The organism is Rhizobium sp. AP16 (assembly GCF_000281735.1).
In the GTDB taxonomy this organism is placed as follows: Bacteria; Pseudomonadota; Alphaproteobacteria; order Rhizobiales; family Rhizobiaceae; genus Rhizobium; species Rhizobium rhizogenes.
The window spans coordinates 102868-127804 of record NZ_AJVM01000073.1; the positions used below are offsets into that span (position 1 = coordinate 102868).

The 24937-nt window shown below is 60.9% G+C and carries 25 protein-coding genes and 1 tRNA gene; 8 read left to right on the forward strand and 18 right to left on the reverse strand.

Features of this window, described 5'->3' with window-relative positions:
- Positions 1-96: 96 nt before the first annotated feature.
- Positions 97-984 (reverse strand): LysR family transcriptional regulator, encoded by an 888-nt coding sequence (locus PMI03_RS24740; protein WP_007699973.1) that lies wholly within the window; start codon positions 982-984, stop codon positions 97-99.
- Between the two features lie 131 nt (positions 985-1115).
- Here PMI03_RS24740 and PMI03_RS24745 point away from each other — a divergent pair, with 131 nt between their 5' ends.
- Positions 1116-1469, forward strand: a complete 354-nt coding sequence (locus PMI03_RS24745) for an antibiotic biosynthesis monooxygenase (protein ID WP_007699976.1) — start codon at positions 1116-1118, stop codon at positions 1467-1469.
- Between the two features lie 111 nt (positions 1470-1580).
- On the opposite strand, the gene PMI03_RS24750 is transcribed toward PMI03_RS24745, so the two are convergent.
- The 3 genes from PMI03_RS24750 to PMI03_RS24760 are packed head-to-tail and all read right to left on the reverse strand — an operon-like array spanning position 1581 to position 3619.
- Positions 1581-2360, reverse strand: a complete 780-nt coding sequence (locus PMI03_RS24750; protein ID WP_007699979.1) for an anti-sigma factor — start codon at positions 2358-2360, stop codon at positions 1581-1583.
- A 16-nt stretch (positions 2361-2376) separates the two neighbouring features.
- Positions 2377-3018, reverse strand: a complete 642-nt coding sequence (locus tag PMI03_RS24755) for an RNA polymerase sigma factor (protein WP_007699982.1) — start codon at positions 3016-3018, stop codon at positions 2377-2379.
- A 58-nt stretch (positions 3019-3076) separates the two neighbouring features.
- Positions 3077-3619 (reverse strand): M48 family metallopeptidase, encoded by a 543-nt coding sequence (locus PMI03_RS24760; RefSeq protein ID WP_007699986.1) that lies wholly within the window; start codon positions 3617-3619, stop codon positions 3077-3079.
- Between the two features lie 200 nt (positions 3620-3819).
- Here PMI03_RS24760 and PMI03_RS24765 point away from each other — a divergent pair, with 200 nt between their 5' ends.
- From PMI03_RS24765 to PMI03_RS24775, 3 genes are all read left to right on the forward strand, one after another.
- Positions 3820-4872 carry a type III polyketide synthase gene (locus PMI03_RS24765; RefSeq protein ID WP_007699990.1) on the forward strand — a complete coding sequence of 351 codons (1053 nt, stop codon included), beginning with the start codon at positions 3820-3822 and terminating at the stop codon, positions 4870-4872.
- A complete protein-coding gene (locus PMI03_RS24770) occupies positions 4872-5369 on the forward strand; it encodes an isoprenylcysteine carboxyl methyltransferase family protein (protein ID WP_007699993.1) in 498 nt (165 codons plus the stop codon). The genes PMI03_RS24765 and PMI03_RS24770 overlap by 1 nt, the downstream gene beginning before the upstream one ends.
- Positions 5370-5494: 125 nt before the next feature.
- Positions 5495-6742, forward strand: a complete 1248-nt coding sequence (locus PMI03_RS24775; RefSeq protein ID WP_007699996.1) for an FAD-binding oxidoreductase — start codon at positions 5495-5497, stop codon at positions 6740-6742.
- A gap of 12 nt (positions 6743-6754) precedes the next feature.
- Here the strand turns inward: PMI03_RS24775 and PMI03_RS24780 are convergent, their stop codons facing one another.
- The 11 genes from PMI03_RS24780 to PMI03_RS24830 form a co-directional block, all read right to left on the reverse strand.
- Positions 6755-7282: a gluconokinase gene (locus PMI03_RS24780; protein WP_007699999.1), complete on the reverse strand. Its 528-nt coding sequence runs from the start codon at positions 7280-7282 to the stop codon at positions 6755-6757.
- A gap of 71 nt (positions 7283-7353) precedes the next feature.
- Complete coding sequence (locus tag PMI03_RS24785) at positions 7354-8307, reverse strand: peptide ABC transporter ATP-binding protein (protein ID WP_007700004.1); 954 nt, start codon at positions 8305-8307, stop codon at positions 7354-7356.
- The gene (locus PMI03_RS24790; RefSeq protein ID WP_007700008.1) at positions 8304-9320 is read right to left on the reverse strand and encodes an ABC transporter ATP-binding protein; all 1017 of its coding nucleotides are present in this window, start codon (positions 9318-9320) and stop codon (positions 8304-8306) included. The genes PMI03_RS24785 and PMI03_RS24790 overlap by 4 nt, the downstream gene beginning before the upstream one ends.
- Positions 9320-10213 (reverse strand): ABC transporter permease subunit, encoded by an 894-nt coding sequence (locus PMI03_RS24795; RefSeq protein WP_007700011.1) that lies wholly within the window; start codon positions 10211-10213, stop codon positions 9320-9322. Before PMI03_RS24795 ends, PMI03_RS24790 begins: the two co-directional genes overlap by 1 nt.
- 9 nt (positions 10214-10222) lie before the next feature.
- Positions 10223-11227, reverse strand: coding sequence for an ABC transporter permease subunit (locus PMI03_RS24800; protein WP_007700014.1), 1005 nt, complete (start codon positions 11225-11227; stop codon positions 10223-10225).
- 89 nt (positions 11228-11316) lie between these two features.
- Positions 11317-12912 carry an ABC transporter substrate-binding protein gene (locus tag PMI03_RS24805; RefSeq protein WP_007700016.1) on the reverse strand — a complete coding sequence of 532 codons (1596 nt, stop codon included), beginning with the start codon at positions 12910-12912 and terminating at the stop codon, positions 11317-11319.
- A gap of 340 nt (positions 12913-13252) precedes the next feature.
- Positions 13253-13741: an iron-responsive transcriptional regulator RirA gene (gene rirA, locus PMI03_RS24810; protein ID WP_007700019.1), complete on the reverse strand. Its 489-nt coding sequence runs from the start codon at positions 13739-13741 to the stop codon at positions 13253-13255.
- 135 nt (positions 13742-13876) lie between these two features.
- The gene (locus PMI03_RS24815; protein WP_007700022.1) at positions 13877-14974 is read right to left on the reverse strand and encodes a M48 family metallopeptidase; all 1098 of its coding nucleotides are present in this window, start codon (positions 14972-14974) and stop codon (positions 13877-13879) included.
- Positions 14946-16016: a YjgN family protein gene (locus PMI03_RS24820; RefSeq protein ID WP_007700025.1), complete on the reverse strand. Its 1071-nt coding sequence runs from the start codon at positions 16014-16016 to the stop codon at positions 14946-14948. The genes PMI03_RS24815 and PMI03_RS24820 overlap by 29 nt, the downstream gene beginning before the upstream one ends.
- A gap of 157 nt (positions 16017-16173) precedes the next feature.
- The gene (locus PMI03_RS24825; RefSeq protein WP_007700029.1) at positions 16174-16521 is read right to left on the reverse strand and encodes a VOC family protein; all 348 of its coding nucleotides are present in this window, start codon (positions 16519-16521) and stop codon (positions 16174-16176) included.
- Between the two features lie 145 nt (positions 16522-16666).
- The gene (locus tag PMI03_RS24830) at positions 16667-18163 is read right to left on the reverse strand and encodes a CoA-acylating methylmalonate-semialdehyde dehydrogenase (protein ID WP_007700032.1); all 1497 of its coding nucleotides are present in this window, start codon (positions 18161-18163) and stop codon (positions 16667-16669) included.
- Between the two features lie 112 nt (positions 18164-18275).
- Here PMI03_RS24830 and PMI03_RS24835 point away from each other — a divergent pair, with 112 nt between their 5' ends.
- Positions 18276-19157: a LysR family transcriptional regulator gene (locus PMI03_RS24835; RefSeq protein ID WP_012650969.1), complete on the forward strand. Its 882-nt coding sequence runs from the start codon at positions 18276-18278 to the stop codon at positions 19155-19157.
- Positions 19158-19171: 14 nt separating this feature from the next.
- Here the strand turns inward: PMI03_RS24835 and PMI03_RS31380 are convergent, their stop codons facing one another.
- Positions 19172-19330 (reverse strand): hypothetical protein, encoded by a 159-nt coding sequence (locus tag PMI03_RS31380; RefSeq protein WP_007700037.1) that lies wholly within the window; start codon positions 19328-19330, stop codon positions 19172-19174.
- Between the two features lie 147 nt (positions 19331-19477).
- Between PMI03_RS31380 and PMI03_RS31895 the strand changes: the two genes are divergently transcribed.
- The gene (locus PMI03_RS31895; protein ID WP_165586812.1) at positions 19478-19624 is read left to right on the forward strand and encodes a hypothetical protein; all 147 of its coding nucleotides are present in this window, start codon (positions 19478-19480) and stop codon (positions 19622-19624) included.
- A 54-nt stretch (positions 19625-19678) separates the two neighbouring features.
- Here PMI03_RS31895 and PMI03_RS24840 read toward each other — a convergent pair.
- Both PMI03_RS24840 and PMI03_RS24845 read right to left on the reverse strand, forming a co-directional pair.
- Positions 19679-19755: transfer RNA gene (locus tag PMI03_RS24840), tRNA-His, on the reverse strand.
- Between the two features lie 224 nt (positions 19756-19979).
- Complete coding sequence (locus PMI03_RS24845) at positions 19980-20429, reverse strand: phasin (RefSeq protein ID WP_007700051.1); 450 nt, start codon at positions 20427-20429, stop codon at positions 19980-19982.
- A gap of 223 nt (positions 20430-20652) precedes the next feature.
- Here PMI03_RS24845 and PMI03_RS24850 point away from each other — a divergent pair, with 223 nt between their 5' ends.
- Positions 20653-24225, forward strand: a complete 3573-nt coding sequence (locus tag PMI03_RS24850; RefSeq protein WP_007700053.1) for an ATP-binding protein — start codon at positions 20653-20655, stop codon at positions 24223-24225.
- Positions 24226-24408: 183 nt separating this feature from the next.
- On the forward strand, positions 24409-24882 hold the full coding sequence (locus tag PMI03_RS24855) for a VOC family protein (protein WP_007700056.1): 474 nt from the start codon (positions 24409-24411) through the stop codon (positions 24880-24882).
- Positions 24883-24937 lie beyond the last annotated feature (55 nt).

A 24937-nucleotide genomic window follows, 5' to 3' on the forward strand; every position in this document is an offset into this window, starting at 1 on the left:
AGGAACAGTTTTCGCCAAATTCTTTTTGAATCGCACGATTTTAGGCTACCGGATCACAACTCTACCAGCGGCTCCTCCAGCCCGAGATGGCGGCCATTAGGGACGAAACAGATTTTCCGCCATGAACTTTACGAAGGCTTGTATTTTCGGTGACAGCTGACGGCTCGACGGCCAGAGGACGCGGAATTCGCCGACATCCTCGACATGGTCGGCCAAAACGGAAACGAGCGTTCCATCGGCGATTTGCCCGCCGATGGTAAAGAGCGGCAGACAGGCAACGCCAAGCCCAGCCTCGGCCATATTGATCAGCGGTTCGAGCGTGCTTGCCATCGACGATACAGGCAGTTCCAGTTTTCCCGCGCCGGCATCGTGGCGCAGTGGCCAGCGTTCCAGCTTGCCGGTCGATGGATATTTGTGGTGAAGACACAGATGCGCGGACAGGTCTTCCGGCACTTTGGGGATTCCGAAGCGGTCAAAATATTCCTTCGACCCGACGATGCGATGGGAAAACCTCCCCAATGTTCGCACCATCAGGCGGCTGTCGGTGATTTCGCCCGTTCGCACCACGGCGTCGAACCCTTCCTCGATCACATCGACCAGCCGATCGGTAAAATCGAGGTCGATCATCACGTCCGGGAAGGCCCGCATGAATTTGGTGATCGTCGGCATGAAGAGCATGCCGGCAAGGGGCAGGCTCACGCGGAGCCAGCCGCGCGGCGCGGCGATGGTTTGCGAAAGCTCCTGTTCCGCCGCTTCAATCTCGGAGAAAATTCGCCTGCAACGCTCCAGGAACATGATGCCCTCGGCGGTGATCGCGATATTGCGGGTGTTTCGGTGAAACAGGCGCACACCGAGCCTTTTCTCCAACCGGGCCATGGTCTTGCCGATGGCCGACGCGGAAACACCAAGTACCTCTCCAGCGCGGACAAAACTGCGGGTTTCCGCTGCAATCACGAAGACATTCAACGCGGCGATATTGTCCATGGTGAGAAATCCATTGCGGACGTCAGTGTCCGTTATCTGCGGATTTCTAGCCCATTTTTTCGGCCTCTGTCGCGGGCTATCTCTCGCAACGACGGCAAATTCCGCCGGACAATCCTTTGAACGGAGATCGCGTGACCCATCCCCAAAAAGCCGAATTCCAATTCGCCTCCCAGCCCACCGTGTTCGTCGTAAACGTCATACATGCCCATCCGGGCAAGCAGGAAGAAGCATTCAAAATCATCCAGGACGTCGTGCACTATGTCGCGGAACGGAAGGAAGGATTTCTGTGGAGTAACCTGTCGAAAAGCACCGACGGCCAAACCGTCGTGAATATCGAGGCGATCCGCGACGAGAACAATGTCGACGAATTCTTTTCCGATCCGGCCTTCGTGGAAAAATTCAAGAAACTGGATACCGTCTCGAAAAGCGAGTTTCACATCTACAAGGTTTCCGACCTCGTGCTGCCGCGCCAGATCATAGGATAGCCGTCCCGGATTCTTCCGATCAGGCATCAACCACCGGAAGAGACGACACCATCAGCGCAAGACTGCGGCTTGCGCTGAAGGGCAGCTCTTCACTGCAAGGCAGGATTGATCTCAGGCCGTCAGCCTGCTCCGGACGTCGTCCGCCAGCGCCTTCATCCGGTCGATCGGCAAATGGCCGATCAGCATGAAGGCGTGTGCGGTATCCGACCAATAGACGACATTCATGCCACGGCGGTTTTCCATATCCGGAGTGGAAGCGCCCGTGGTCGAAGGGGTGATGCAAAGCGCCATCGGCCCGCTCTCGGGATCGAGATAAGCGATCTGTGCCAAGGGCTTGCTATCGTAGTTCAGCAAGATGGCGCGCTTGAAATCGATACCTGGGATCGCGACGGCTTCTGGCGTCAGGGCGAGACCCACCTTCGAGCCGACCTCGTTCAATTGCGCAACCTGCTCAGTCCGGTCCCCAGCGGGTCCGCTCAGCGTATCCGGCGTATAGAGGGAAAGATATTCTGCCACGACGGCGCGCCATTCGCTGCCCTCATCCGGCTTGGCAAGGCGATGGCTGATGCCGATCACAGCGCGGTCGATGGCGATGCCCACGACCAGGCAAGCGGCAATTGCACCCAGGAAGCCACGGCGGCTGACGCCGGACGCGGCATTCTTCTCTGCATCGGCGGAGGGGATTGCGGCAAGCATCGCATCCAGCTTGGCACCCGGGGCAGCGGCAAGCAGCGGTTCGAATGCCTCGTGGAAGGGGAGATCGCTGCGCAACAGGAGATCGAAGCGTTCCGCCACCTTGGCGTCGCTTTCGATCAGTCTTTCGATCCTGTCATGCTCGGCAGCCTCCAGTTCGCAGTCGATGAAGGCGGTGAGCTGTTCGTCCGAGGGCATGTTTCTGTTGTCCTGTTCACTCATGTCCGTTCCCCAGTCGCCCATCCCCGAGCCGCGCCCCATCCGCCGGCCCCATGCCATCCGCGAGCTTCGCCCGCGCCGCCGCCAGCCGGCTCATCACCGTTCCGATCGGCACATCCAGAACCTCCGCCACCTCGCGGTAGGACAGTCCTTCGACATAGGCGAGGAAAACTGCGGTGCGTTGCGCCTCCGGCAGCGCCTGCACCTGCTTCAGCACCTGGCCCGCCAAAATATGCGTCTCCGTCTCGCGCGCGCCGTCGAAAACCAGCGCCTCGTCGGCATCGACGAAGCCCTGCCCCATACGCACCCGGCGGGACCGGATCTCGTTCAGCCAGATCGAGTGCAGGATCGAAAACAGCCAGCGGTCGAGCCGCGTCCCCGCGATGAACTGATGCGCGCGCTCCAGCGCCCTGACGCAGGTTGCCTGCACCAGATCATCCGCCACGTCGCGCTGGTGCGACAGCACGACGGCATAGCGCCAGAGTCGCGTCAGATGCTGCGACAGGCCTGCCCTGATATCCTCTTCGCTCGCTATGGCACCCTCCGCGAGGTTCCGTTCTTCGGGAGCCGCCGGCCTTGCCGACGGCTCCGATCGTGTCCGACTATAAGCAGAAATCGTGGAATGAGCGACTGACACCCGGATATCCCTTTCGATGCTCACTGCTTATGCCGGCCATCTCAAGTCCGACCAGACATCAGAGGCTCGACGGATTCTGGATGGCCTCGTTCAAATCCTGATATTCTTCGCAGGTCGTATTGCCGCAGAGCGCCTTGATGGTGCTGAGCTGATCCTTGGCGAGATCAATCTGGCCCTTGATGACGTAGGCTTCGCCGAGATATTCGCGAACCAGCGTGTATTTCGGGTCCATGGCAACGGACTTCTTATAGTAGGAGATACCTTCATCCGTGCGGCCGAGCTTGCGGGTGACATAGCCGCGATAGTTCAGCGCTTCCGCCGTATCCGGATTCTGCAAGGTGTTGAGAACGGCCAGCGCTTCTTCATAGCGATGATCCTTCTTGGCCAGCGAATAGGCATAGTCGGCGCGGTTTTCGTCGGTGATGTTGGCGCCCTGCTGCTTCACGCATTTCTTGGTCTTCTGGTCATAGATCTCGCCCTTCTTGCAGGTCGGCGTCGTGCTCGAATCGTCGCCGGCGGCGAACACCGGAACAGCGAAGGTGCCGAGGGTGAGGCAGGCGCCGAGAGCGGCCGAGGCCAGACGGAAAGCGGTGGTGGTCATGGAATTGCTCCTTGGCAAAATGAACGTTGCGATGGGAGAACACGCCATCCGTTCATTTTATTCGAAGCCATCAGATATTTTTTCTCGGGCTCGGATTCGTCTCTCATCGTCACTCTTTCGTGACCGGCAGGCTCCGAATAAGTGCTGACGATGGCGTGTTTCCTCCTGCGTACCCCGCCGAGGGTCGCAAGGAGAAGAATGTGACCGATACCGTCAAGCTTGTCAGTCTGGCCGTTGCCACACCCGACAATATCATCCACCAATCGGAAGCCACCGAGACCGCCGGCCGCCTGTTTTCAGATCGATTCCGCGATTTCAAGCATCTTGCCCGCGTGTTCGAAAGCGCTGGCATCCGCAAACGCCATGCCGCCCGTCCGCTCTCATGGTTCGAACAGCCGCATGGCTGGCAGGACCGCATGGAAGCCTATGCCGAGGTCGCAAGCCAGCTTTTCAAGGAAACAACGACCAAGGCGCTGGACCGCGCCGGTGTTCGGGCCGAAGAGGTCGATTGCATCGTCACCGTATCCTCGACCGGTTTTGCGACGCCGAGCCTCGAGGCGCGGCTAGCCCGCGAAATGGGCTTCCGTTCCGATATCGAGCGCGTGCCGGTCTTCGGGCTGGGTTGCGCCGCCGGCGTCTCTGGCCTTGCCATCGCCTCACGCATGGCGAAGAGCCGTCCAGGCGCCATCGTGCTCTTCGTCTCCATCGAACTCTGCTCCCTCGCCTTCCGGCTGGACGAGCTGACGCGGCCGAATATCATCGCCACGGCGCTGTTCGGCGACGGCGCGGCTGCCTGCATCCTGCGGACCGGCAGCGAGGGTCTTGCCGAGATCGAATCGACGGGGGAACATCTCTTCCCGGATACGCTCGGCATCATGGGCTGGAAGATCGACGACACCGGCTTCGGCATCATCCTGGAACAATCGCTGCCGCCCTTTGCCGAGGCGAATATCAAGCCCGCCGTCGCCGGCATTCTCGAGCGCGCGGGCCTTGCGATCCCGGATATCGACCGCTTCATCTGCCATCCCGGCGGCACCAAGGTGCTGCAGGCGCTGGAGACGGCCTTCAGCCTTGAACCCGGCTCGCTCGATATCGAGCGCGAGGTGATCGGTGACTACGGCAACATGTCGTCGCCGACGGTGCTCTTCGTGCTGGAGCGCGCCATTCTTGCCGGCCTACCAAGCCGCTCGGCGATGATCGCCATGGGGCCTGGCTTTACGGCAAGCTGCATCACACTGAAGAGGGTCGCCTGATGTTCTGGCCGTCCATCGCACTTCTGACCTTCGTCACCCTGCAGCGGCTTGCCGAACTGATCTATGCCCGGCACAACACCGCTGCCCTTCTCGCACAGGGCGGCCGGGAAATCGCGCCGGGGCATTACCCCTATATGGTGGCGATGCATACCGCCTGGCTCGTCAGCCTATGGCTCTTCGCGACCGGGCGGCCGGTCGTCCCGGTCTGGGTTGTCATCTTCATGGTACTGCAAGGCTTGCGCGTCTGGGTGCTGGCAACGCTGAAAGGTCGCTGGACGACGCGGATCATCGTGCTGCCGGGAGCACCGCTGGTAACGGGCGGCCTCTACCGCTTTCTCAGCCATCCGAACTATGCGGTGGTGGTCGGCGAGATCGCCGTATTGCCGCTTGCCTTCGGCCTGCCGCTCCATGCCGTCGTCTTCTCGCTGCTCAACGCCGCCATCCTGACGATACGCATCCGCGCCGAGAATGCGGCCCTGGATCAGGCCATGGCGTGATCGTATTTTTCATTTGCACCGCAGCATTTTGGCAGGCATTTTCGATGCTTGAAGCATGATCCCGGAAGGGGCTGAGCGCCTTTCGGGATCGGGTGAAAAAACACGCATGCGGATAGCAGGGGATCATGACAAAAGACGCAATCGTGCTCGGCGCGGGCATTGTCGGCGTATCGACAGCCATCCACCTCCAGCGGCGTGGGCGTCAGGTGACCCTCGTCGACCGCAAGCCGCCCGGTCAGGGAACCTCCTTCGGCAATGCCGGCCTGATCCAGCGCGAGGGCGTCGTCCCTTATGGTTTTCCGCAGCAATTCGGCCTGCTGCTGCGCTACGCCTTCAACAACCGCATCGACGCGCATTATCACCTCAAGGCGCTGCCGAGCCAGATCGCCTTCCTCGCCCGCTACTGGTGGAATTCCAATACCAAGCGACATGAGATGATCTCGCGCGCCTATGCGCCGCTCATCGCCCATTCAATCAGCGAGCATAACGACCTCATCGAGGCCTCGCATGCCGAGGAACTCATCCGCAAAGACGGCTGGATCGAGCTCTACCGCTCGAACGAGAAACGCGATGCGGAATTTGCCGAGGCCGAGCGTCTCAATCGCGAATTCGGCATCGCCTCCGACGCTTTGACCGGCGCGGACGTGGCGACATCGGAGCCGCATCTGAAGGACAGTTTCTCAGGTGCCCTGCGCTGGCGCGATCCTTGGTCGGTGCTCGACCCGCACGGCTTGACCGCCGCCTATCGCAAATATTTCGAAAGCATCGGCGGCCGCGTGACGACCGGGGACGCCGTCTCGCTCGGCCTGTCCGGCTCAAGCTGGAAAATGGTGACGGCGGAGGGCTCGATCGAAGCCGAGGATGTTGTCGTCGCGCTCGGTCCCTGGGCGGACCAAGTGACGAAGCGTTTCGGCTATGCCTTCCCGCTCGGCGTCAAGCGCGGCTATCACATGCATTACGCCGCCGAGGGCAACGCCGTCCTCAACAATTGGGTACTGGATGCGGAGCGCGGCTACCTGATGGCGCCGATGAGCCGAGGCATCCGGTTGACGACCGGAGCCGAGTTCGCGCGCCGTGACGCGCCGAAGACACCGGTGCAGCTCGACCGCGCCGAAGCCGTCGCTCGCACCGTCTTTCCGCTCGGCGAGCGGCTCGATGCGGAACCCTGGATGGGCGCCCGCCCCTGCACCCCGGACATGATGCCGATCATCGGCAAGGCGCCACGCCATAACGGCCTATGGTTCGCCTTCGGCCATGCCCATCACGGCCTGACACTCGGACCGGTGACCGGCCGCGTTCTTGCCGAACTCATCACCGGCGAAACGCCCTTTATCGATATCTCGGCCTATGCGCCGGACCGGTTCGCGCCCTGATATCGAGGGAATTCAACGGATCGCGGCGAGGCCCTTGAGCGCGGCCTCAACAATACCGTCGATGGTATCGTCGATGCTGACCGTGACGACGCCGGGCTCGCCGGTCGGCACTTCCAGCGTGCGGAGCTGGCTTTCCAGCAGCGACGACGGCATGAAGTGGCCCTTGCGTTCGCCCATGCGCCTGGTCAGCAATTCCTTCGAGCCGTCGAGATAGATGAAATAGAGATGCCCGCCTGCGGCACCCCGCAGGCGCTCGCGATAGACAAGTTTCAATGCCGAGCAGGAAACGGCGATGCCCTCGCCTTTGGCGAGGCTCGCGGCAATCTCCTGACCGATCACGTCGAGCCAGGGCCAGCGGTCCTCATCCGTCAAGGGAATGCCTTTGCTCATCTTCTCGACATTGGCAGCGGGATGCAACGCGTCCCCCTCGACATAGCGCAGGCCGAGCCGAGCAGCCGCCTTTTCGCCGATCGAGGATTTGCCGCTGCCGCTGACGCCCATGACGATAATGGCGAGAGAGGTGCTTTGTGTGTCGTGCATTGAGTCCGCCCTGAACGAATGGCCATGAATCAGGCAAAGCCGCCAAGGCCCTGCCTGATTCGCAACTTGGATCAATCCAGCGGGAAGAAGCAAGAAAACTTGTGTGTTCCCTCGCCCGTCAGCTCCGGCATGACCTGACGACATTTATCCTGAGCACGCCAGCAGCGCGGATTGAAATGACAGCCGGTCGGCGGGTTGAGCGGCGACGGCAGCTCGCCCTGCAGGCGGATACGGTTCTTCTCGCGATCCGGATCGGCGATCGGCGTCGCCGACAGAAGGGCTGCGGTATAGGGATGGCGCGGGCGGGTGAAGACCTCTTCCGCCGTGCCGGTTTCCACAGGGCGGCCGAGATACATCACCATGACGTCATCGGCGATGTGACGTACCACCGAGAGACCGTGCGAGATGAAGAGATAGGCAAGGCCCATCTCCTTCTGCAGATCCATCAGGAGATTCAGCACCTGTGCCTGGATCGAGAGATCAAGCGCCGAAACCGGCTCGTCCAGCACCAGCACCTTCGGCCGCAACATCAGCGCGCGGGCAATGGCGATGCGCTGGCGCTGGCCGCCGGAAAACATGTGCGGATAGCGATCGTAATGCTCCGGACGCAGGCCAACACGCGCCATCATGGCCTCGGCCTTGCTGCGGCGAGTGGCGGCATCGTCATCGGTGTTGATCTTCAGCGGCTCCTCAAGGATGGAACCGACCTTCTGGCGCGGGTTGAGCGAACCGTAAGGATTCTGGAAGACGATCTGCACGGCGCTGCGCAGGCTGCGGTCGCCAATCTTCGCCGGCTTGCCGTCGATCAGCAATTCGCCTGACGTCGGGTGTTCGATCATCGTCACCAGACGGGCAAGCGTCGACTTGCCGCAACCGGATTCGCCGACGACGGCGAGCGTGCGGCCAGACTGCAGGCTGAAGCTGACGCCGTTCAGCGCCTTGACGGTCGCCTCCGGTTTGAAGCTGCCGCGCTTGACGGTGTAGAAGCGGGCGAGATCGCGCCCTTCGAGAACAGCGCCGGTCATGCGGCACCTCCTGCTGTTTGCGTGGCGACAAGGCCGGGATGACCGAGCGGCTTGCCGTGTTCCAGCGGATAGTTGCAGAGCGTTACGCCGAGTTCGATGCCCTGACGCTTGACGCCGCGATCGCAATCGGGCGTCGCGAACGAACAGCGGGGCGCGAAAAGACAGCCCGTGGGACGATCATGCTGGCCGGGCACGACGCCGGCGATCGACGGCAGGCGCTGGCCGACAATCGCACGCTCCGGCAGAGCCGAAAGAAGTGCGGCCGTATAGGGATGATGCGGATCGCGGAACAGCGCCTTGACCGGCTGCTCCTCGACCTTCTGGCCGGCATATTGCACCTGAACGCGCTCGGCGGTCTCGGCCACCACGCCCATGTCATGGGTGATCAGCACCAGCGCCATGCCCTGCTCCTGCTGCAGGCGCACGAGCAGATCAAGGATCTGCGCCTGGATGGTCACGTCGAGCGCGGTGGTCGGCTCGTCGGCGATCAGCAGTTTCGGATTGCAGGCAAGCGCCATGGCGATCATAACGCGCTGGCTCATGCCGCCCGACATCTGGTGCGGGAAGTTCGACAGGCGATCTTCAGGCGCCGGGATGCCGACGAGATTCAGAAGCTCGATCGAGCGCTCGCGGCGGGCCTTGCGGTCGAGGCCCATGTGGATGCGCAGGGTCTCGCCAAGCTGGAAGCCGACCGTGAAGCACGGATTGAGGCTCGACATCGGCTCCTGGAAGATCATCGCCATGTCTTTGCCAACGATCTTGCGGCGCTGCCGCGGGGAGATACCGCGCAGGTCCTTGCCGTCGAACATCATGCGGTCTGCGGTGATCTTCGCCGTCCAGGGCAGAAGCCCCATCAGAGCGAGCATGGAGACGGACTTACCGGAGCCGGATTCGCCGACGATCGAGAGGATTTCCCCCTTGTCGCAGGTGAGCGATACGCCGTCCACCGCCCGGAACAGGCCGGAAGCGGTCTGGAATTCGACGGTGAGATTTTCAATATCGAGAAGTGCCATTACGACCTCTTCAGCTTCGGGTCGAAGGCATCGCGCAGGCCGTCGCCCATCAGATTGATGGCGAGAACCGTGATCAGGATGCAGAGACCGGGAAAAGTGACCAGCCAGGGGTTGCTCTGGAAGAATTCGCGCGAATCCGCCAGCATCGTGCCCCATTCCGGCGTCGGCGGCTGCGCGCCCTGGCCGAGAAAGCCGAGAGCGGCGGCATCGAGGATCGCGGAGGAGAAGGCAAGCGTCGCCTGCACGATCAGCGGCCCGAGACAGTTCGGCAGGATGGTCTTGAACATCAGGCGCAGCGGGCCGGCGCCGGAAACGCGCGAGGCGATGACATATTCCTTGTCGCGCTCGGCCATCACCGAGGCACGCGTCAGGCGGACGAAATGCGGCTGGTTGACGATCGAGATCGCAATCATCGCGTTGGTCAGGCCCGGCCCCAGGATCGCCACCAACACGAGGGCGAGCAGCAGCGAGGGGATGGCGAGGATGATGTCCATGACGCGCATGATGATCGTATCGGTGCGGCCGCGGACATAACCGGCGACGAGGCCGATCAGGATGCCGGCAAGCGCCGAAAGCGAGGCGACCACGAGGCCGATGAACAGCGAGAACCGCGTGCCGTAGATCAGACGCGAGAGAAGGTCGCGGCCATTGGCATCGGTGCCGAGAAGAAAGCTGCTGTTGCTGCCTTCCGACCAGAACGGCGGCAGGCGCTGCATGGCGCTGCCATAGGCGGCATCCGGGTCATGCGGGGCGACGATGCCGGCGAAGATCGCCAGGAACAGGACGAAAACGAAGATCGCCAGTCCGATGACGGCACCCTTGTTTCGCGAGAAATAATACCAGAACTCCGCAAGAGCGGAGGGGCGGTCGGACTTGACACTGACCGTGCTCATGGGCCGCTCCTAGTGACGAATACGTGGATTGATGAAGCCGTAGAGCAGGTCGACGGCGAGATTGACGAGCATGACGATGCCGGCGATCAACAGCAGGCCGCCCTGCACCACGGGATAATCGCGCTTTGAGACGGCGTCGATCATCCACTTACCGATTCCCGGCCAGGAAAAGATGCTTTCCGTCAGGATGGCGCCGCCGAGCAGCACGCCGACCTGTAGGCCGATGGTGGTAACGACCGGGATCATGGCGTTGCGCAGCGCATGCACGGAGACGACGCGCAGCGGCGAGAGACCCTTGGAGCGCGCCGTGCGGACATAATCCTCGCCCAGCACTTCGAGCATCGCCGAGCGCGTCTGCCGCGCGATGACGGCGAGCGGAATGGTGCCGAGCACGACCGTCGGCAGGATCAGCGAGTTGAGCGCCGAGGCGAAGGCGCCCTTCTGACCGGACAGGAGGCTGTCGATCAGCATGAAGCCGGTGATCGGCTTGAAGAAATAAATGAGGCCGATGCGGCCCGAAACCGGCGTCCAGTGCAGATAACCGTTGAAGACGATGATCAGCAGCAGGCCCCACCAGAAGATCGGCATGGAATAGCCGATGAGGGCCACACCCATGACGCTCTGGTCGAACCATGTCCCCCGCTTAACGGCGGCGAAAACGCCGGCCGGGATGCCAAGACAGATCGCCAGGATCATGGCGCAGATCGACAGTTCCAGCGTTGCCGGGAAGAAGGTGAAGAAGTCGGTCAGTACATCACGCTTGGTGGTGATCGAGGCGCCGAGATCGCCGTGCAGCGCCTTCCAGATGTAACTGCCGTACTGGACGACCATCGGGCGGTCATAGCCGAGATCGTGCGTGATCTGGGCGTGCCGCTCCGGCGACATGACCCGTTCGCCCGACAGCAGCATGACAGGATCGCCCGGAAGCAGGCGGATGAGGGAGAAGGCGATAATCGATACGCCGAGGAATGTCGGGATCAGCACCGCAAGGCGGCTGAAAAGAAATCGCAACATGACAGGTGTCCAAATTTTTCCGGCGGTCAGGCAAAGTGCCTGACCGCCGGGTCGCCCGGTCTTAGCCGGGCATTCTCACAGATTTTTTGTTATTCGGCGATATCGACGCCGTCAAAGCGGTGAACGCCGACCGGGTCCTGAACGTAACCGGAGACATTCTTCGTCATCGGGATGAATTCTTCCGAATGGTCGATGGTCATCCACGGTGCTTCGCGCTTGAAGATGACCTGGGCTTCTTCATAGAGCTTGGTGCGCTCCTTGACGTCAGCGGTCTGCTTGGCCTTCTTTACCAGATCGTCAAATTCCTTGTTGCACCACTGAGCGCGGTTGTTGCCGCCGACGGCGTCGCAGCCGAGCAGCGTATCAAGGAAGTTGTCCGGGTCGCCGTTATCACCGGTCCAGCCGAGGATAGCCGCACCATCGCGGTCCTTGGCGGAGGAGAGCTTCAGGTACTGAGCCCAGTCATAGGTGACGATCTCGACCTTGACGCCGATCTTGGCAAGGTCCGCCTGCATCAGCTCGGCGGCGCGGCGCGCGTTGAGCATGTAGGGACGCGATACCGGCATCGCCCAGATCTTCATGCTGAGATCCTTGACACCGGCCTTTTCAAGCAGCTTCTTAGCTTCGTCTGGGCTGTAGGCGTCGTCCTTGACGTCCTTGTTATAGGACCACATGGTCGGCGGGATCGGGTTGGTTGCAACCGTGCCCGAGCCCTGGAAGACGGCGTCGACGATCGCCTGCTTGTTGACGGCCATGTTGATGGCCTTGCGTACTTCGACCTTATCGAACGGTGCAACCAGCGTGTTGTAGGCGAGGTACGAGACGTTCAGGCCGGCCTGCTCGAGAACCTTGAGGTTCGGATCGGCCTTCAGGTCCTTGATGTCGGCGGCGTTCGGGTAAGGCATGATGTTGCATTCGCCGGACTTCAGCTTCTGCGCGCGGACGGAAGCATCGGGCGTGATCGCGAAGACGAGATCGTCGATCTTTTCCTTGCCCTTGAAATAGGTTTCATTCGCCTTGTAGCGGATGACGGCGTCGGGCTGGTAGGCGACGAAGGTGAACGGGCCAGTGCCGAGCGGTTGCTGGTTCATCTGCGCCATCTTGCCGTCGGCCTGGAGCTTGTCCGCATATTCCTTCGACAGGATCGAGCTGAAATCCATCGCGAGGTCGGCGATGAACGGTGCTTCCGGACGGTTCAGCACGAACTTGACAGTGAGGTCGTCAACCTTGTCGATCGACTTGATCAGCTTGGGGAAGCCCATGCCGTCTGCATATTCGTAGGAACCACCGGCGACATACTTGGCCCACGGGCTGTCTTCCTTGAGCTGGCGCTCGAAGGAGAAGATGACGTCGTCGGCAGTAAGATCGCGCGTCGGGGTGAAGAAGTCGGTCACCTGGAACTTCACGCCCTTGCGGAGCTTGAAGGTGTATTCCTTGCCGTCGGGGGAAACCGTCCAGCTTTCGGCCAGGCCCGGCTCAACTTCGGTGCTGCCATGCTTGAATTCGACGAGACGGCTATAGACCGTACGCGAAGAGGCATCGAAAGTGTTGCCGCCAGTGTAAATTCCCGGGTCAAAACCCTCCGGCGAGCTTTCCGAGCAGTAAACAAGCGTTTTCGACCAGGCGGACGTCGCCATGACGGAAGCCAAGGCGGTCACTGCCAAGAGGACAGAGATCTTTTTCATGATGTCGTTTCCCAGGTTTGTTCTTCTTTTGAAGCCGTGGTTCCCAGAGGTTCCTATCCGGATCGGGCCGATGGAACGCTATTTAATGTATGAAAGCAACATGGGCCGCCTAAAATTTTTCCAAATCGTGGAGTTTGGAAATTTTTGCACAAAAAATGCCCTGCATAGGCAACAATCTGGATATTACGCGCGTATCTGGGATACTTTTTCGAAGAATCTCACGTTTTCCTCTTCGAGATTACCAACGGCTCGTTACAATATTGTGCAACTATACAAAGGAAAATCCGCGGCTGCCTCAGGCAACCGCGGATTGAAAATACACGCGACTTAAAAAGCGGGATCAGGCGGCCGGTGCCGTGATCGGCATCTTCTTGGCGATGCCCCTGTGATCCAGCTCGTCCAGGCCGAGCAGGAAGTTGATCTGCGGGCGGGCCTTGACGAGGTCGTCGATGGAATATTCCGTCAGCACGTCGAAAAAGGCGTTGAGCGCCTTGCGCAGCGCCGAATTCAAGCCGCAGCTATCGACCAGCGGGCACTCGACGGCACCGTCTTCGAAGCATTCCGCCATGGCGAAGCTGTCTTCGGTCACCCGGACGACGTCGAACAGGCTGATATCGGTCGGTGGCTTGCCCAAGCGCACGCCGCCATTGCGGCCACGCACGGTTTCCACAAGGCCCGCCTTGGTCAGCGGCTGCAGAATCTTGAACAAAAACAGCTCGGAAACACCATAGGCCTTGGCAATTTCCGGGATGCGGCTCAAGTAGCCTTCGTTGGCGGCGCAATACATGAGCATACGCACTGCGTAGTTGGTCTGCTTGGTCAGGCGCATGCCGATCTCCTGGAATCGAAGCCGCAAAGTGCGGGTCGAGAGCTATATAGTGCGTTTCTTAGTTTGGAACAATTCCAAAATATGAAATTTACATTCACGTTATTCTGATGCTGCCAACCAGATCAAGACCGGTTTTCAGGACTGCACTTTTTTGTCGTTGAGCTCCCTGGCATAGTCGAGGATAGCCTGTTTACGTTCCGGCGTGCCCGGATGGGTCGACAGCATGCTGGTGTCGGAGTGATCGTTGAGTTTGGTCTCCAGGAAATCGAAGAAACGCGACAGAGCTGTTGGATCCATGCCGGCCGCCTGCATCAACTCGACCGAACGACGGTCGGCCTGGGCTTCTGCCGAACGGGAATAGGAAAGCGCCAAGAGACCACCGCCCTGGGTCAGCACATCCTGAACGCCGGAGCCGACATCGCCGGCAATCAGCATCACCAGGCCGGCAACGCCGGCGGCGCGATACAGCTGGCGGAGACTGTGCTTGTATTCGACATGGCCGATCTCGTGGCCGAGAACGGCGGTGATCATTTCGGTATCGCTGCCGGCAAGATCGACCAACTGATCGGTGAGGACGAGATTTCCGTCCGGCAGCGCGAAGGCGTTCGGGCCAATGATACCGCCATCGCGGAAGTTCAGCTTGTAGCGACCGGCGCCGCCCTCGGCCTGGGCCGCAATCTTTTCGAACCGATCCGAGATGTCCTTGCGCCTGTCCTCGGAAAGCTTGCTCGGGCTGAGAGCCGTCTGGTCCAGCGTCTTCAGCGTGCCCGCCGACATGATTTCCGGCACCACCGGCGGCGTCACCAGCACCGCGACCTCCACCAGCGCCGGCAAGGCATAGTGATAGATCGTCGATGCAAGCACGATCGTCGCGACGGCAAAAGCGATCATCCGCGGACGGACAATCTCCAGCCGATGCACGAAACCGCTGCGCTTCTCGCCTCGACCCTGGAGATAGACGTCGATCGCGTCATTGTCGCGCGTTTCGAAAACGGATTCGTTACCGAACACGATACGGCGGGGAATCGAGCCGACGCGCGGGCTGATCTCAATGTCGGAGCGGATGCCCCAGGCGAGACGCTTGTCCTTCTCATCCTCCTCGTCCGACAAGACGGTCAGCGAACCGCCCATATCAACCAACCGCGCCGGAATGGCGCGGCTGGAATGCGGCGGATGCCAGAGGCCCGCCGCGATCACTGGTCCATCAGAAGCCAAAGTCGAAACCATCGACATCGAGATATTCCGCGCTGATGGCGTTGCCGCTCGAGCGGACCTGATCGATCACCACGCCGATGTCACCGTCGACATGGATGGCGGTATGCTCTGCGAGATAACGTTGCAGGCGCACCGCCGCCCAGGGGCGCATCAGGCCGAGGGTTGCAAATGTGACGATCACATTGGAGATCGCAATCCATGCATAACGCCGGCGACCAAGATCGCTAAGGAGACTGTGACGGCGGTCGATCATGGTCGCCGACCACACGATGTTGCGCACCATGGCCCGATAGAAAAGCCCGGCGATGGCATAGACGAGCACAAATCCAATGATGGCCCAATGCCAGACACTTACCGTACCCATCGATCCGGACATGGCAGCCTCGGGCGATGTCCCTGAGATCGCGAAAGCCAAGCCGGCGAGAACAACGAGGCCAATCAGAGCGACCGCAATGGCAATACCGAGCGCCTTGTAGAATCCGCCCAATGTCAGGTTGGTCGAAAATGGCCGGTCGCCGTAACGCAGATTGTCGAAAACATACCGATAGAACCAGCGGGCAGCGACGGGCGCAAGAATTCCGACCGAGACGATCGTAACGAGGCCGCCTAGAAAGATAGCCTTGAAAGCGCCGCCGTAGGTGCCGACGAAATCGAACCGCACGTTGCGATAACTCGTCACGCGGGCGTTGAAGCGCAGACCGCGCATGAGAAACCAGGGGAAAGCGAGGATCAGCAGCGGCGTGACGATCAGCGCCGCGAGCGGCGCGACAGTCGTGACGATCTGCGAGATAATCAGAAACCCGAAGACGATCAGGCGGCCAATGAAAATCTGCTTGCCCTTGGCGTGATATTCGAATGTATGCCCGAGCAACGCTGTATTGCCACAGAAATAGCGGTTGCGCCGAACCTTCGCCCAGGCGGAGTAGATGCCCAGGGTGATGATCGTCAGCAAAACATTGACGATCCAGATACCGAAATATTCCTTGGCGTTGCCGGTGAACGACGCACGTTGAAACGTCTGTCCGCCGTCGAACGGGCGCAAATTTTCTGCCAGAGCCATATCCAACCATCCCCCTTGGTAGACCAGTGTTGCGGATGGTGCCGATCATCCCCAATCAGCGCGCGAAACCATCCGACGCGTTAATCTACCGCGAGACGCAGGAAAGTCGATCCCATCCGGCGCAATTTATAAGCGCCCGAATAGAAGCGTGCCGGCCTCACGGCACCGAAACCCAGACCGCCATCTCGCAACCGCCCGGCTCGCGGAAGTGAAAGCGTCGGCCGCCTGGAAAGTCGAAGGCGGGGCGGGTCACCACACCGCCGGCAAGCTCGACCGCACGCTGCGCCGCTTCCAGATCGGTCGCGCGCACGACCGGCAGCGGGGCGCCGGCGGCGTCCCCGGCATCGCCATCAATCCCGGCGTCGATCCCGGCCGCCTCGATGACGTGATAGGTCGGCCCGTAGCTGACGAAGCTCCAGTCGAAAGCCTCCGCGAAAAAACGGCGGGTCTTCAACGCATCGGTCGATGGGAATTCGAGATAGTCGATCTGATAGGTCGCAGGCATTGTGCTGCCCTCCAATTGTTCTTGTTTTGTTCTAATACAAAACAAGATCTCCGGCAAGACGACGGAGCGGGAAATAACCGCAACAAAAAACCGCCGCCCAACTCAACATCGGGCGGCGGCGGATTTCAAGCAAGAACGACGAAGATCACTTCATCGTCGGCATGACGAATTCAGCACCATCCTTGATGCCGGACGGCCAGCGAGCGGTGATCGTCTTGGTGCGGGTCCAGAACTTGATCGAGTCCGTGCCGTGCTGGTTGAGGTCGCCGAAGCTCGAGGCCTTCCAGCCGCCGAAGGAATGGTAGGCGAGCGGAACCGGGATCGGAACGTTGATGCCGATCATGCCGATGTTGATGCGCGAGGCGAAATCGCGGGCTGCGTCGCCGTCACGGGTGTAGATGGCAACGCCGTTGCCATATTCGTGCTTCATCGGCAGTTCGAGCGCGTCTTCATAGTTCTTGGCGCGGACGACCGAGAGAACCGGTCCGAAAATCTCGGCCTTGTAGATATCCATGTCCGCCGTGACGTTATCGAACAGGCTGCCGCCGACGAAATAGCCGTCCTCATAGCCCTGCAGCTTGAAGCCGCGACCGTCGACGAGGAGCTTGGCGCCCTCTTCGACACCGCGATCGATCAGGCCATTGATACGGTTATAGGCATCCTTGGTGATGACCGGACCCATGTCGGCCTTGTCGTCGGTATAGGGGCCGATGCGCAGCGATTCGATCTTCGGGATCAGCTTTTCGACCAGGCGGTTCGCCGTGTCTTCGCCGACGGGAACAGCGACGGAGATCGCCATGCAGCGCTCACCGGCCGAGCCATAGCCAGCACCCATGAGGGCGTTGACGGCCTGGTCCAGATCGGCGTCCGGCATGATGATCATGTGGTTCTTGGCGCCGCCGAAGCACTGAGCGCGCTTGCCGTTCGCCGCCGCCGTGCCATAGACATAGCGGGCGATCGGCGTCGAGCCGACGAAGGAGACGGCGCCGATATCCGGATCCGTCAGGATGGCGTCGACCGCAGCCTTGTCGCCGTTGACGACGTTAAGGATGCCCGCCGGCAGGCCGGCTTCGATCATCAGCTCGGCAAGGCGGATCGGCAGGGAGGGATCACGCTCGGACGGCTTCAGGATGAAGGCATTGCCGCAGGCGATAGCCGGCGCAAACATCCACATCGGGATCATGCCCGGGAAGTTGAACGGCGTGATGCCGGCGCCGATACCGACCGGCTGGCGGATGGAATACATGTCGATCGCCGGGCCGGCGCCTTCGGTGAACTCACCCTTGGCGAGGTGCGGAATGCCGCAGACGAATTCGCAGACTTCCAGGCCGCGAATGACATCGCCCTTGGAGTCTTCAACCGTCTTGCCGTGCTCCTTGGAGAGCATGGTCGCCAGCTCGTCCATGTGCTTGTTCAGAAGCTCGACGAACTTGAAGAAGACGCGGGCGCGGCGCTGTGGATTGGTGGCCGCCCACTTCGGCTGCGCTGCCTTGGCGTTTTCGACGGCGGCGCGGATTTCCTCGACGCTGGCGAGCGCGACCGTCGACTGGACTTCGCCGGTTGCCGGATTATAAACGTTGGCGGTGCGTCCGCTGGTGCCGGCGACGTGCTTGCCGCCGATAAAATGACCAATCTCATGCATGGGTGTGCCTCCTCGTTTTCTTGGATGACTGCAGGATCGCACTTCAATTTGCACAAATCAATGAGCTGTTATAAGCAACCGTTGTGCAAAAATTGAAGTCCGGGGTGTGCATATGGATTGGGATGACGTCCGCATGTTCCTCGCCGTGGCCCGTACGGGGCAGATCCTGGCGGCCTCGAAGCGGCTTGGGGTCAACCATGCGACCCTGTCGCGGCGGGTGACGACACTGGAGGAACGGCTGAAGACGCGGCTGCTGGTGCGCCGCACCAATGGCTGCGAGCTGACGGCCGAGGGCGAAATCTTCCTGCACGCGGCCGAACGCATGGAAACCGAGATGCTGCGGGCGCAGGCGAGTGTCGGTCATCTCGACAGCGCCATTACCGGCACGGTGCGTATCGGCGCGCCGGACGGTTTCGGCGTATCCTTCCTCGCGCCGCGCCTGGGGCGGCTGATCGCGCGCTATCCGGAACTGCGCATTCAGTTGGTGCCCGTCCCCCGCTCCTTCTCGCTGTCGCAGCGCGAGGCCGATATCGCCATTACGCTGGAGCGCCCGGAACAGGGCCGGCTGGTCTCCTCGAAGCTTACGGACTATACGCTCGGCCTCTATGCCTCGAAAGCCTATCTCGACAAGGCCGGCCTGCCCGACAGCGTCGAGGCGCTGAAGCTGCATCCGCGCATCGGCTATGTCGAAGACCTGCTCTTCACCGCCTCGCTGAACTTCTCCGGTGAGATCATGCGCAGCTGGGACGCGTCCTTCGAAATCTCCACCTCCATCGGCCAGACCGAAGCCGTGCGCTCCGGCGCCGGCATCGGCATCCTGCATGACTACATCGCCCGGCAATACCCGGAACTGACCCGCATCCTGCCCGATATCTCGATCAAGCGCGCCTATTGGACCACCTACCACGAAAGCGCCCGCGATCTGGTGCGGGTGCGCACTGTCGCGGACTTTCTGCAGGAGCTGGTGAGCGAGGAACGGCGGATGTTTTTGTAACGCTGCCCCCGGCCCTACGCATGCTTCGGCGGCTCCTCGTTCTCATCGGGATTGGGAACGGGAATTTCATCCGGCAATCTGTCGGGATCCGGCTCCTCTATCGGCGGCTTGGGTATCCAGCCTGGATCGGGCGTCGGTGGTGTCTCGGGAATCGGCTCGTGTGGCACGGACATGCCAGTTCCTTCCGTCTTGTTGCTGATACTGGCTAACGGTCGGGAGCAGGCAGGGTTCCCGGAAAAATGCCGCAGGCAGGCCGAACGAAACTGGACAAGGGGCAGCCAAGGCCTAGTATCTTAGGGAGATCTCAAGGAGCGAAAATGATGGCTGAGAAAAAGAAAACGAAGCAAGCCGAGAAAGAGCACAAGGAGCAGGACGACTATCTCGAAGAGGCGCTCGAGGAAACCTTTCCCGCCAGCGATCCGATCTCGCCGGGGCATGTCGTCAAGAAGCCCGAAGACAAGAAATAGCCCACGGCCCGAGCCGGGAGAGCTATGATGTCTGATCTATCTAAAGAGTGGAAATGGTACGGTTGGGGGGTCTCGAACCTCCGACCTCAGGTGCCACAAACCTGCGCTCTAACCAACTGAGCTACAACCGCACATGCTCGCGTCGCCGCGAACGGGGGTGACATACGAGGACTTTGAAATTATTTCAAGTCCTATCTCCCCGCAATATGAAAAAGCTGGGCTTGATACCCAGTTCTTGAGGCACAGCACCTTCGGATGAAGGCACGAGGGCCGCTTTCCCTTGAATCAGAAACGTCCCGCCTTCAGAGCTTTCACCTGAAAACGGGACGTCTTGGCCTTGGGAGGCATTTTGGGATTAGGCTGCCTTGAAGGTGGACATGGCCTTTTCAGCCGCGTCCTTGGCCGGCTTTGCCAGCTTTTCGGCAACCTGCTTGGTGGTTTCCTGAATGGATTTGGCCTGCTCGACGGTCACTTCAGCCTGCTTGCGGATGAAGGAGGTCTGCAGTTCGAAGAGTTCGGCAACGGACTTGACACGAAGCAGGGCTTCCATGTGCGCCAGCGAGCTCTCGGCATTGGTGCGCAGCGCGTCGATGGCCTTGAGGCCGATCTCGACGGAGCCAGCCTGGGCGGTCTGCACGGTTGCTTCAACGGTCTTGCCGGCTTCTTCAGCGGCAGTCTTCATCTTGGCGAAGGCTTCCTTGGACTGGGCCGCGCCCTTTTCCGCGAAGTCGCGGAAGGATTCGGAGAGCTTGGAAGGGTCGAATGCAGCCGTTGAAAAAACGTCGTCTTTCTTTACAGTAGCCATGATAACGCTCCTAGTGTGGGCCCTCCTCCGAGCGCCCTTCGTGAATGTGAGTGAGGCTTATATAATATAGATTATTGTGCAGTGCAACATAATTGTGCGACGCACAACGCGTTAACCCTGCCAGCCGAAAAACTGGTCGTTCGCTGGACCTGAAACCGGGGTGCCGGTATTAATAAAGCGTTAAAGCAAGAGAGGCGGTCACGCCCGCAAAGCAGGTTGGAACATGCCCGCAGTCCAGTATCCATTCATCGACATCGCCGTGCACCCCCGCGTTCGGGAACGCTTTGCGCGCGGCGAGGCGATGGTGATGTTTTCGGCAGGCATGGATCGCGTTCTCTGGGCCAACGGCGCCGGGGCCAATCTCTTTGGCTATGACATTATTTATGATTTTCTCGATCAGGGGCCTAAGGCCGGCGATGTCTCTTTCCGCCAGATCGAAGCGACGGCACGCGGCCTTGGCGCCGTCGGCGACCAGCGCACCTTCCTGATCCGCATGGCCTCCGGTTTCCAGCGTGCCGTGGTTAACGCCGCTGTCGAAATCATCCGCGTCCAGGCGGGCGAAGAGGCGATCCTGTTTTCCTCGCCGGTCTCGGTCAAGCCGATGGCCGCGGCCGAAAGCGCCAAGCGGATGATCGACGGCTTCGATGATCCCGATACGCATATGGCTGTGATCGGCCGCGACGGCGACGTCATCGCTGCCTCCACCGGTTTCGAGGCTCTTGGCGTGACGCCGCACACCGCGAAAATGTTGACGACCATGGCTGGAGCGCTGCCGGAACGGCTGATCAAGCGGCCGATCCCGACCGGCCGTGGCTATCTGCCCGCCGCCGTCGGCAAGCTATCGGAAATCCCCGCCCTGCACCTGCTCTTCGTCGTCGAGACCGTGCTCGGCCATCTTGATCCGACCGAAAGCCCTGACGCGCCCGCCCCGCCGGCGGCAATAACCAAGGTCGAGCCGGAGGCGGAAGAAGCCCGCAACGAGCTTGAGGCCGCAGTGGTCGAGCCGACATTCGCTCCCGACACCGCCCCTGTCGCGAATGCCGCCTCTCCTTCCGCAGACGTTCTCGATGCCGTGGCGGGTATCGAGGAAGTTGAAGACACACCGGAAGACGACGCCGCCATCCGTGAGGCGATCTCCGTACAATCCGATGCCGCGAGCGAAGATCTCGGCCAACTGGCGACCATGGATGGCGCGAGCGAGGAACAGATCGACGCGGCTGCGTATGTCGACGAACTGACAGATGAAGCCGATGACATGGTTGCACCAGCCGTCGTCGAAAGTCCGGTGGAGCATGAGGAAATCAGCCCCGAGCCGGCTGCTCCCGAACACGATGCAGTCGCGGACGGCCAACCGGGAGAATTCACCTTCAAGCGCAACGGCCGCGCCACCCGTTTCGTCTGGAAGATCGATGCCGAGGGCCGCTTCAGCGAGGTTTCGCGAGAATTCGCCGAAGCCGTCGGCCCGCATGCCGCCAAGGTGACCGGCACGGCCTTTACCGATGTTGCCGCACATTTCAATCTCGATCCCGATGGCAAGATCGCGGAGCTTCTCGCGCGGCGCGACACATGGTCCGGCCGGACGATCTACTGGCCGGTGGAAAACACCAGCCTGATCGTGCCGGTCGACCTCGCCGCCTTGCCGACCTATACGCGCAGCCGCGACTTCGACGGCTTCAGAGGCTTTGGCGTCGTCCGCCTTTCCGACGCCATCGAAGATCCGATGAAGCTCGGATTGACGCTGGGCGCGGAGGAAGATCAGTCCGCTCGGACGCCGGACGCTACGGAAGAACCAGCGGCGACCGAGACGGATGCGACGGATCCGGCAATTGCCGAGGAAACGTTGCAGTCCGCAGCGGAAGAGCATATTGCCGAAGAAGAGAACACTATTCCCGAGACGGCGGATGAACCCGCACCCGCGAATGAAGAACCGCCGGCGCTGACGATTGCCGAGACGCCGAACCGCCGCGAAACCGACAAGATCATTCAGCTCCACGAGCGCCGTTCGGCGATGCCGGGCGGCCTGTCGCTAAGCGAACAGGCAGCCTTCCGCGAGATCGCCCGCCAGCTCGAACCTTTCGGCAAGCGCACCGAGACGCCCGAAGAGGGCACGCAGACCGAAGAAGATGCCGATACCTCTCCGAAGCCGAATGCGGCGGACGAGATCCTGTCTGGGGCAACCGAAGACCAGCCGGTGGAAGAAGCTGCTCCCGACGCAGAACTATCCAAGCCGGAAGAGCATCTCGATCCGCTGGGCGTCTTGAACACCGCCATTCCGTCGCGCGTGAAAATGCGCAATGGCCTGTCGGACGAGATCGTCGATCAACTGCCGCTTGCCATTCTCATCCACGCCGGCGACCGGCTGATCCATGGCAATCCGGAATTCCTGCGGCTGACGGGCTATGAGAGCCTTGCGGACCTCGACCATGTCGGCGGCCTCGATGCGCTGTTGCAGCGTCATGATCTCGAAGGCAAGACCGAGCAGCCGGGCACGATGATGGTGGTGCGCGCCGACGACACGCTGGTGCCGGTCACCGCACGGCTGCAGTCGATCCGCTGGGAAGACGGCACCGCCTTGATGCTGGCGCTGATGCCGCTCGAGAAGAGTGACGTCTCGACGCCGGCGGAGCCCGTGCCCGAGGAAGCGCGGCCGGAGCGCATGATCGAAAAGCTTGCCAAGCTTCAGGTCGAAATCGAGGAATTGCAGTCGACGCTGGAAACGGCGACGGACGGCGTCGTCATCATCGGCCAGGATGGCGACATCCGCTCGATGAACCGCTCGGCGAGCGCCCTCTTCAATTTTGACGACCAGGAAACCCGCGGCAAACCCTTCGTCATGCTGTTTGCACATGAGAGCCAGAAGGCCGTGCTCGACTACCTCAGCGGGCTTTCAGGCCATGGCGTGGCAAGCGTGCTGAACGATGGCCGCGAAGTCATGGGCCGTGAAGCATCGGGCGGCTTCGTGCCGCTGTTCATGACCATGGGGCGACTGAATTCCTCCAACGGCTATTGCGCCGTCATTCGCGACATCACGCAATGGAAGCGCACCGAGGAAGAGCTGCGCAACGCCAAGCGCGCGGCGGAAACCGCCAATGCCCACAAGACGGATTTCCTCGCCCGCGTCAGCCATGAAATCCGCACGCCGCTCAACGCCATCATCGGCTTCTCCGACATGATGGCCGGCGAGCGCTTCGGGCCGATCGGCCATTCCCGTTATGTCGAGTACGCGACCGACATCGGACGCTCCGGCCGGCATGTGCTCGATATCGTCAACGATCTCCTGGATATTTCCAAGATCGAAGCCGGTGAGATGGACCTGGAATTTGCCTCCGTCGGCCTCAACGAGGCAATCGCCGAGGCCGTGTCGCTGGTGCAGCCGCAGGCCAACAGCCAGCGCGTCATCATTCGCACCGCGCTGTCACAAGCCGTACCGAACGTCGTCGCCGACCTGCGCTCGATCAAGCAGATCGCGCTGAATATCCTGTCGAACGCCATCCGCTTCACGCCGTCCGGCGGCCAGATCGTGGTTTCCACCTCCTATGAGGGGAATGGCAGCGTCGTCATGCGTATCCGCGACACCGGCGTCGGCATGACGCGTTCGGAGCTGGAACAGGCAATGAAGCCCTTCCGCCAGGTCTCGACCAACTCCCGCAAACGCGGAGATGGCACCGGCCTCGGCTTGCCGCTGACCAAAGCCATGGTCGACGCCAATCGCGCGACCTTCGCGATCAATTCCTCGCCGAACGAGGGGACGCTGGTGGAAGTCACCTTCCCGTCCCCCCGCGTGCTGGCGAATTGATTTTTGATCTGTGAAATTAGCTGACGGCTGCTGCAAATACGACCAACGGCAATTTTCTGCCCGAAGCGGACACGTCGACCATTCAGGCGCGCAAAATAGCTTGGTTAGGCTGGAGAAAGACGGCTTGCCTCTTATTTCATTTCAGGAGGGAATGGGACACAGGAGCAAAAGGAGGATTACCCAATGGCAAAGAACACAATCTGCGTATGGTATGACAAAGACGCCGAGGCCGCCGCCCACTTCTACGCCAAGACCTTTCCCGACAGCGCAGTGGGCGCCGTCATTCGTGCACCCGGAAACTATCCCGAGGGCAAGCAGGGAGACGTGCTGGTTGTTGAATTCACCGTTGCGGGCATTGCTTGCATAGGCCTCAATGGCGGTCCCGCAATCAAGCACAGCGAAGCCTTCTCATTTCAAATCGCAACTGACGACCAGGAAGAGACGGACCGCTACTGGAACGCCATTGTGGGCAATGGCGGCCGGGAAAAGGCTTGTGGCTGGTGCGAGGACAAATGGGGCATCTCCTGGCAGATCACACCGCGCGTGATGACCGAAGCGCTGGCGGCAGGCGGTGATCAAGCAAAACGAGCTTTCGATGCGATGCTAACCATGAAGAAAATCGACGTCGGGGCGATCGAAGCCGCTCGGCGTGGCTGAGGCAAATGCCGATTGAGCCCGCGTCACCCCCCTCTGTCAGCTACGCTGACATCTC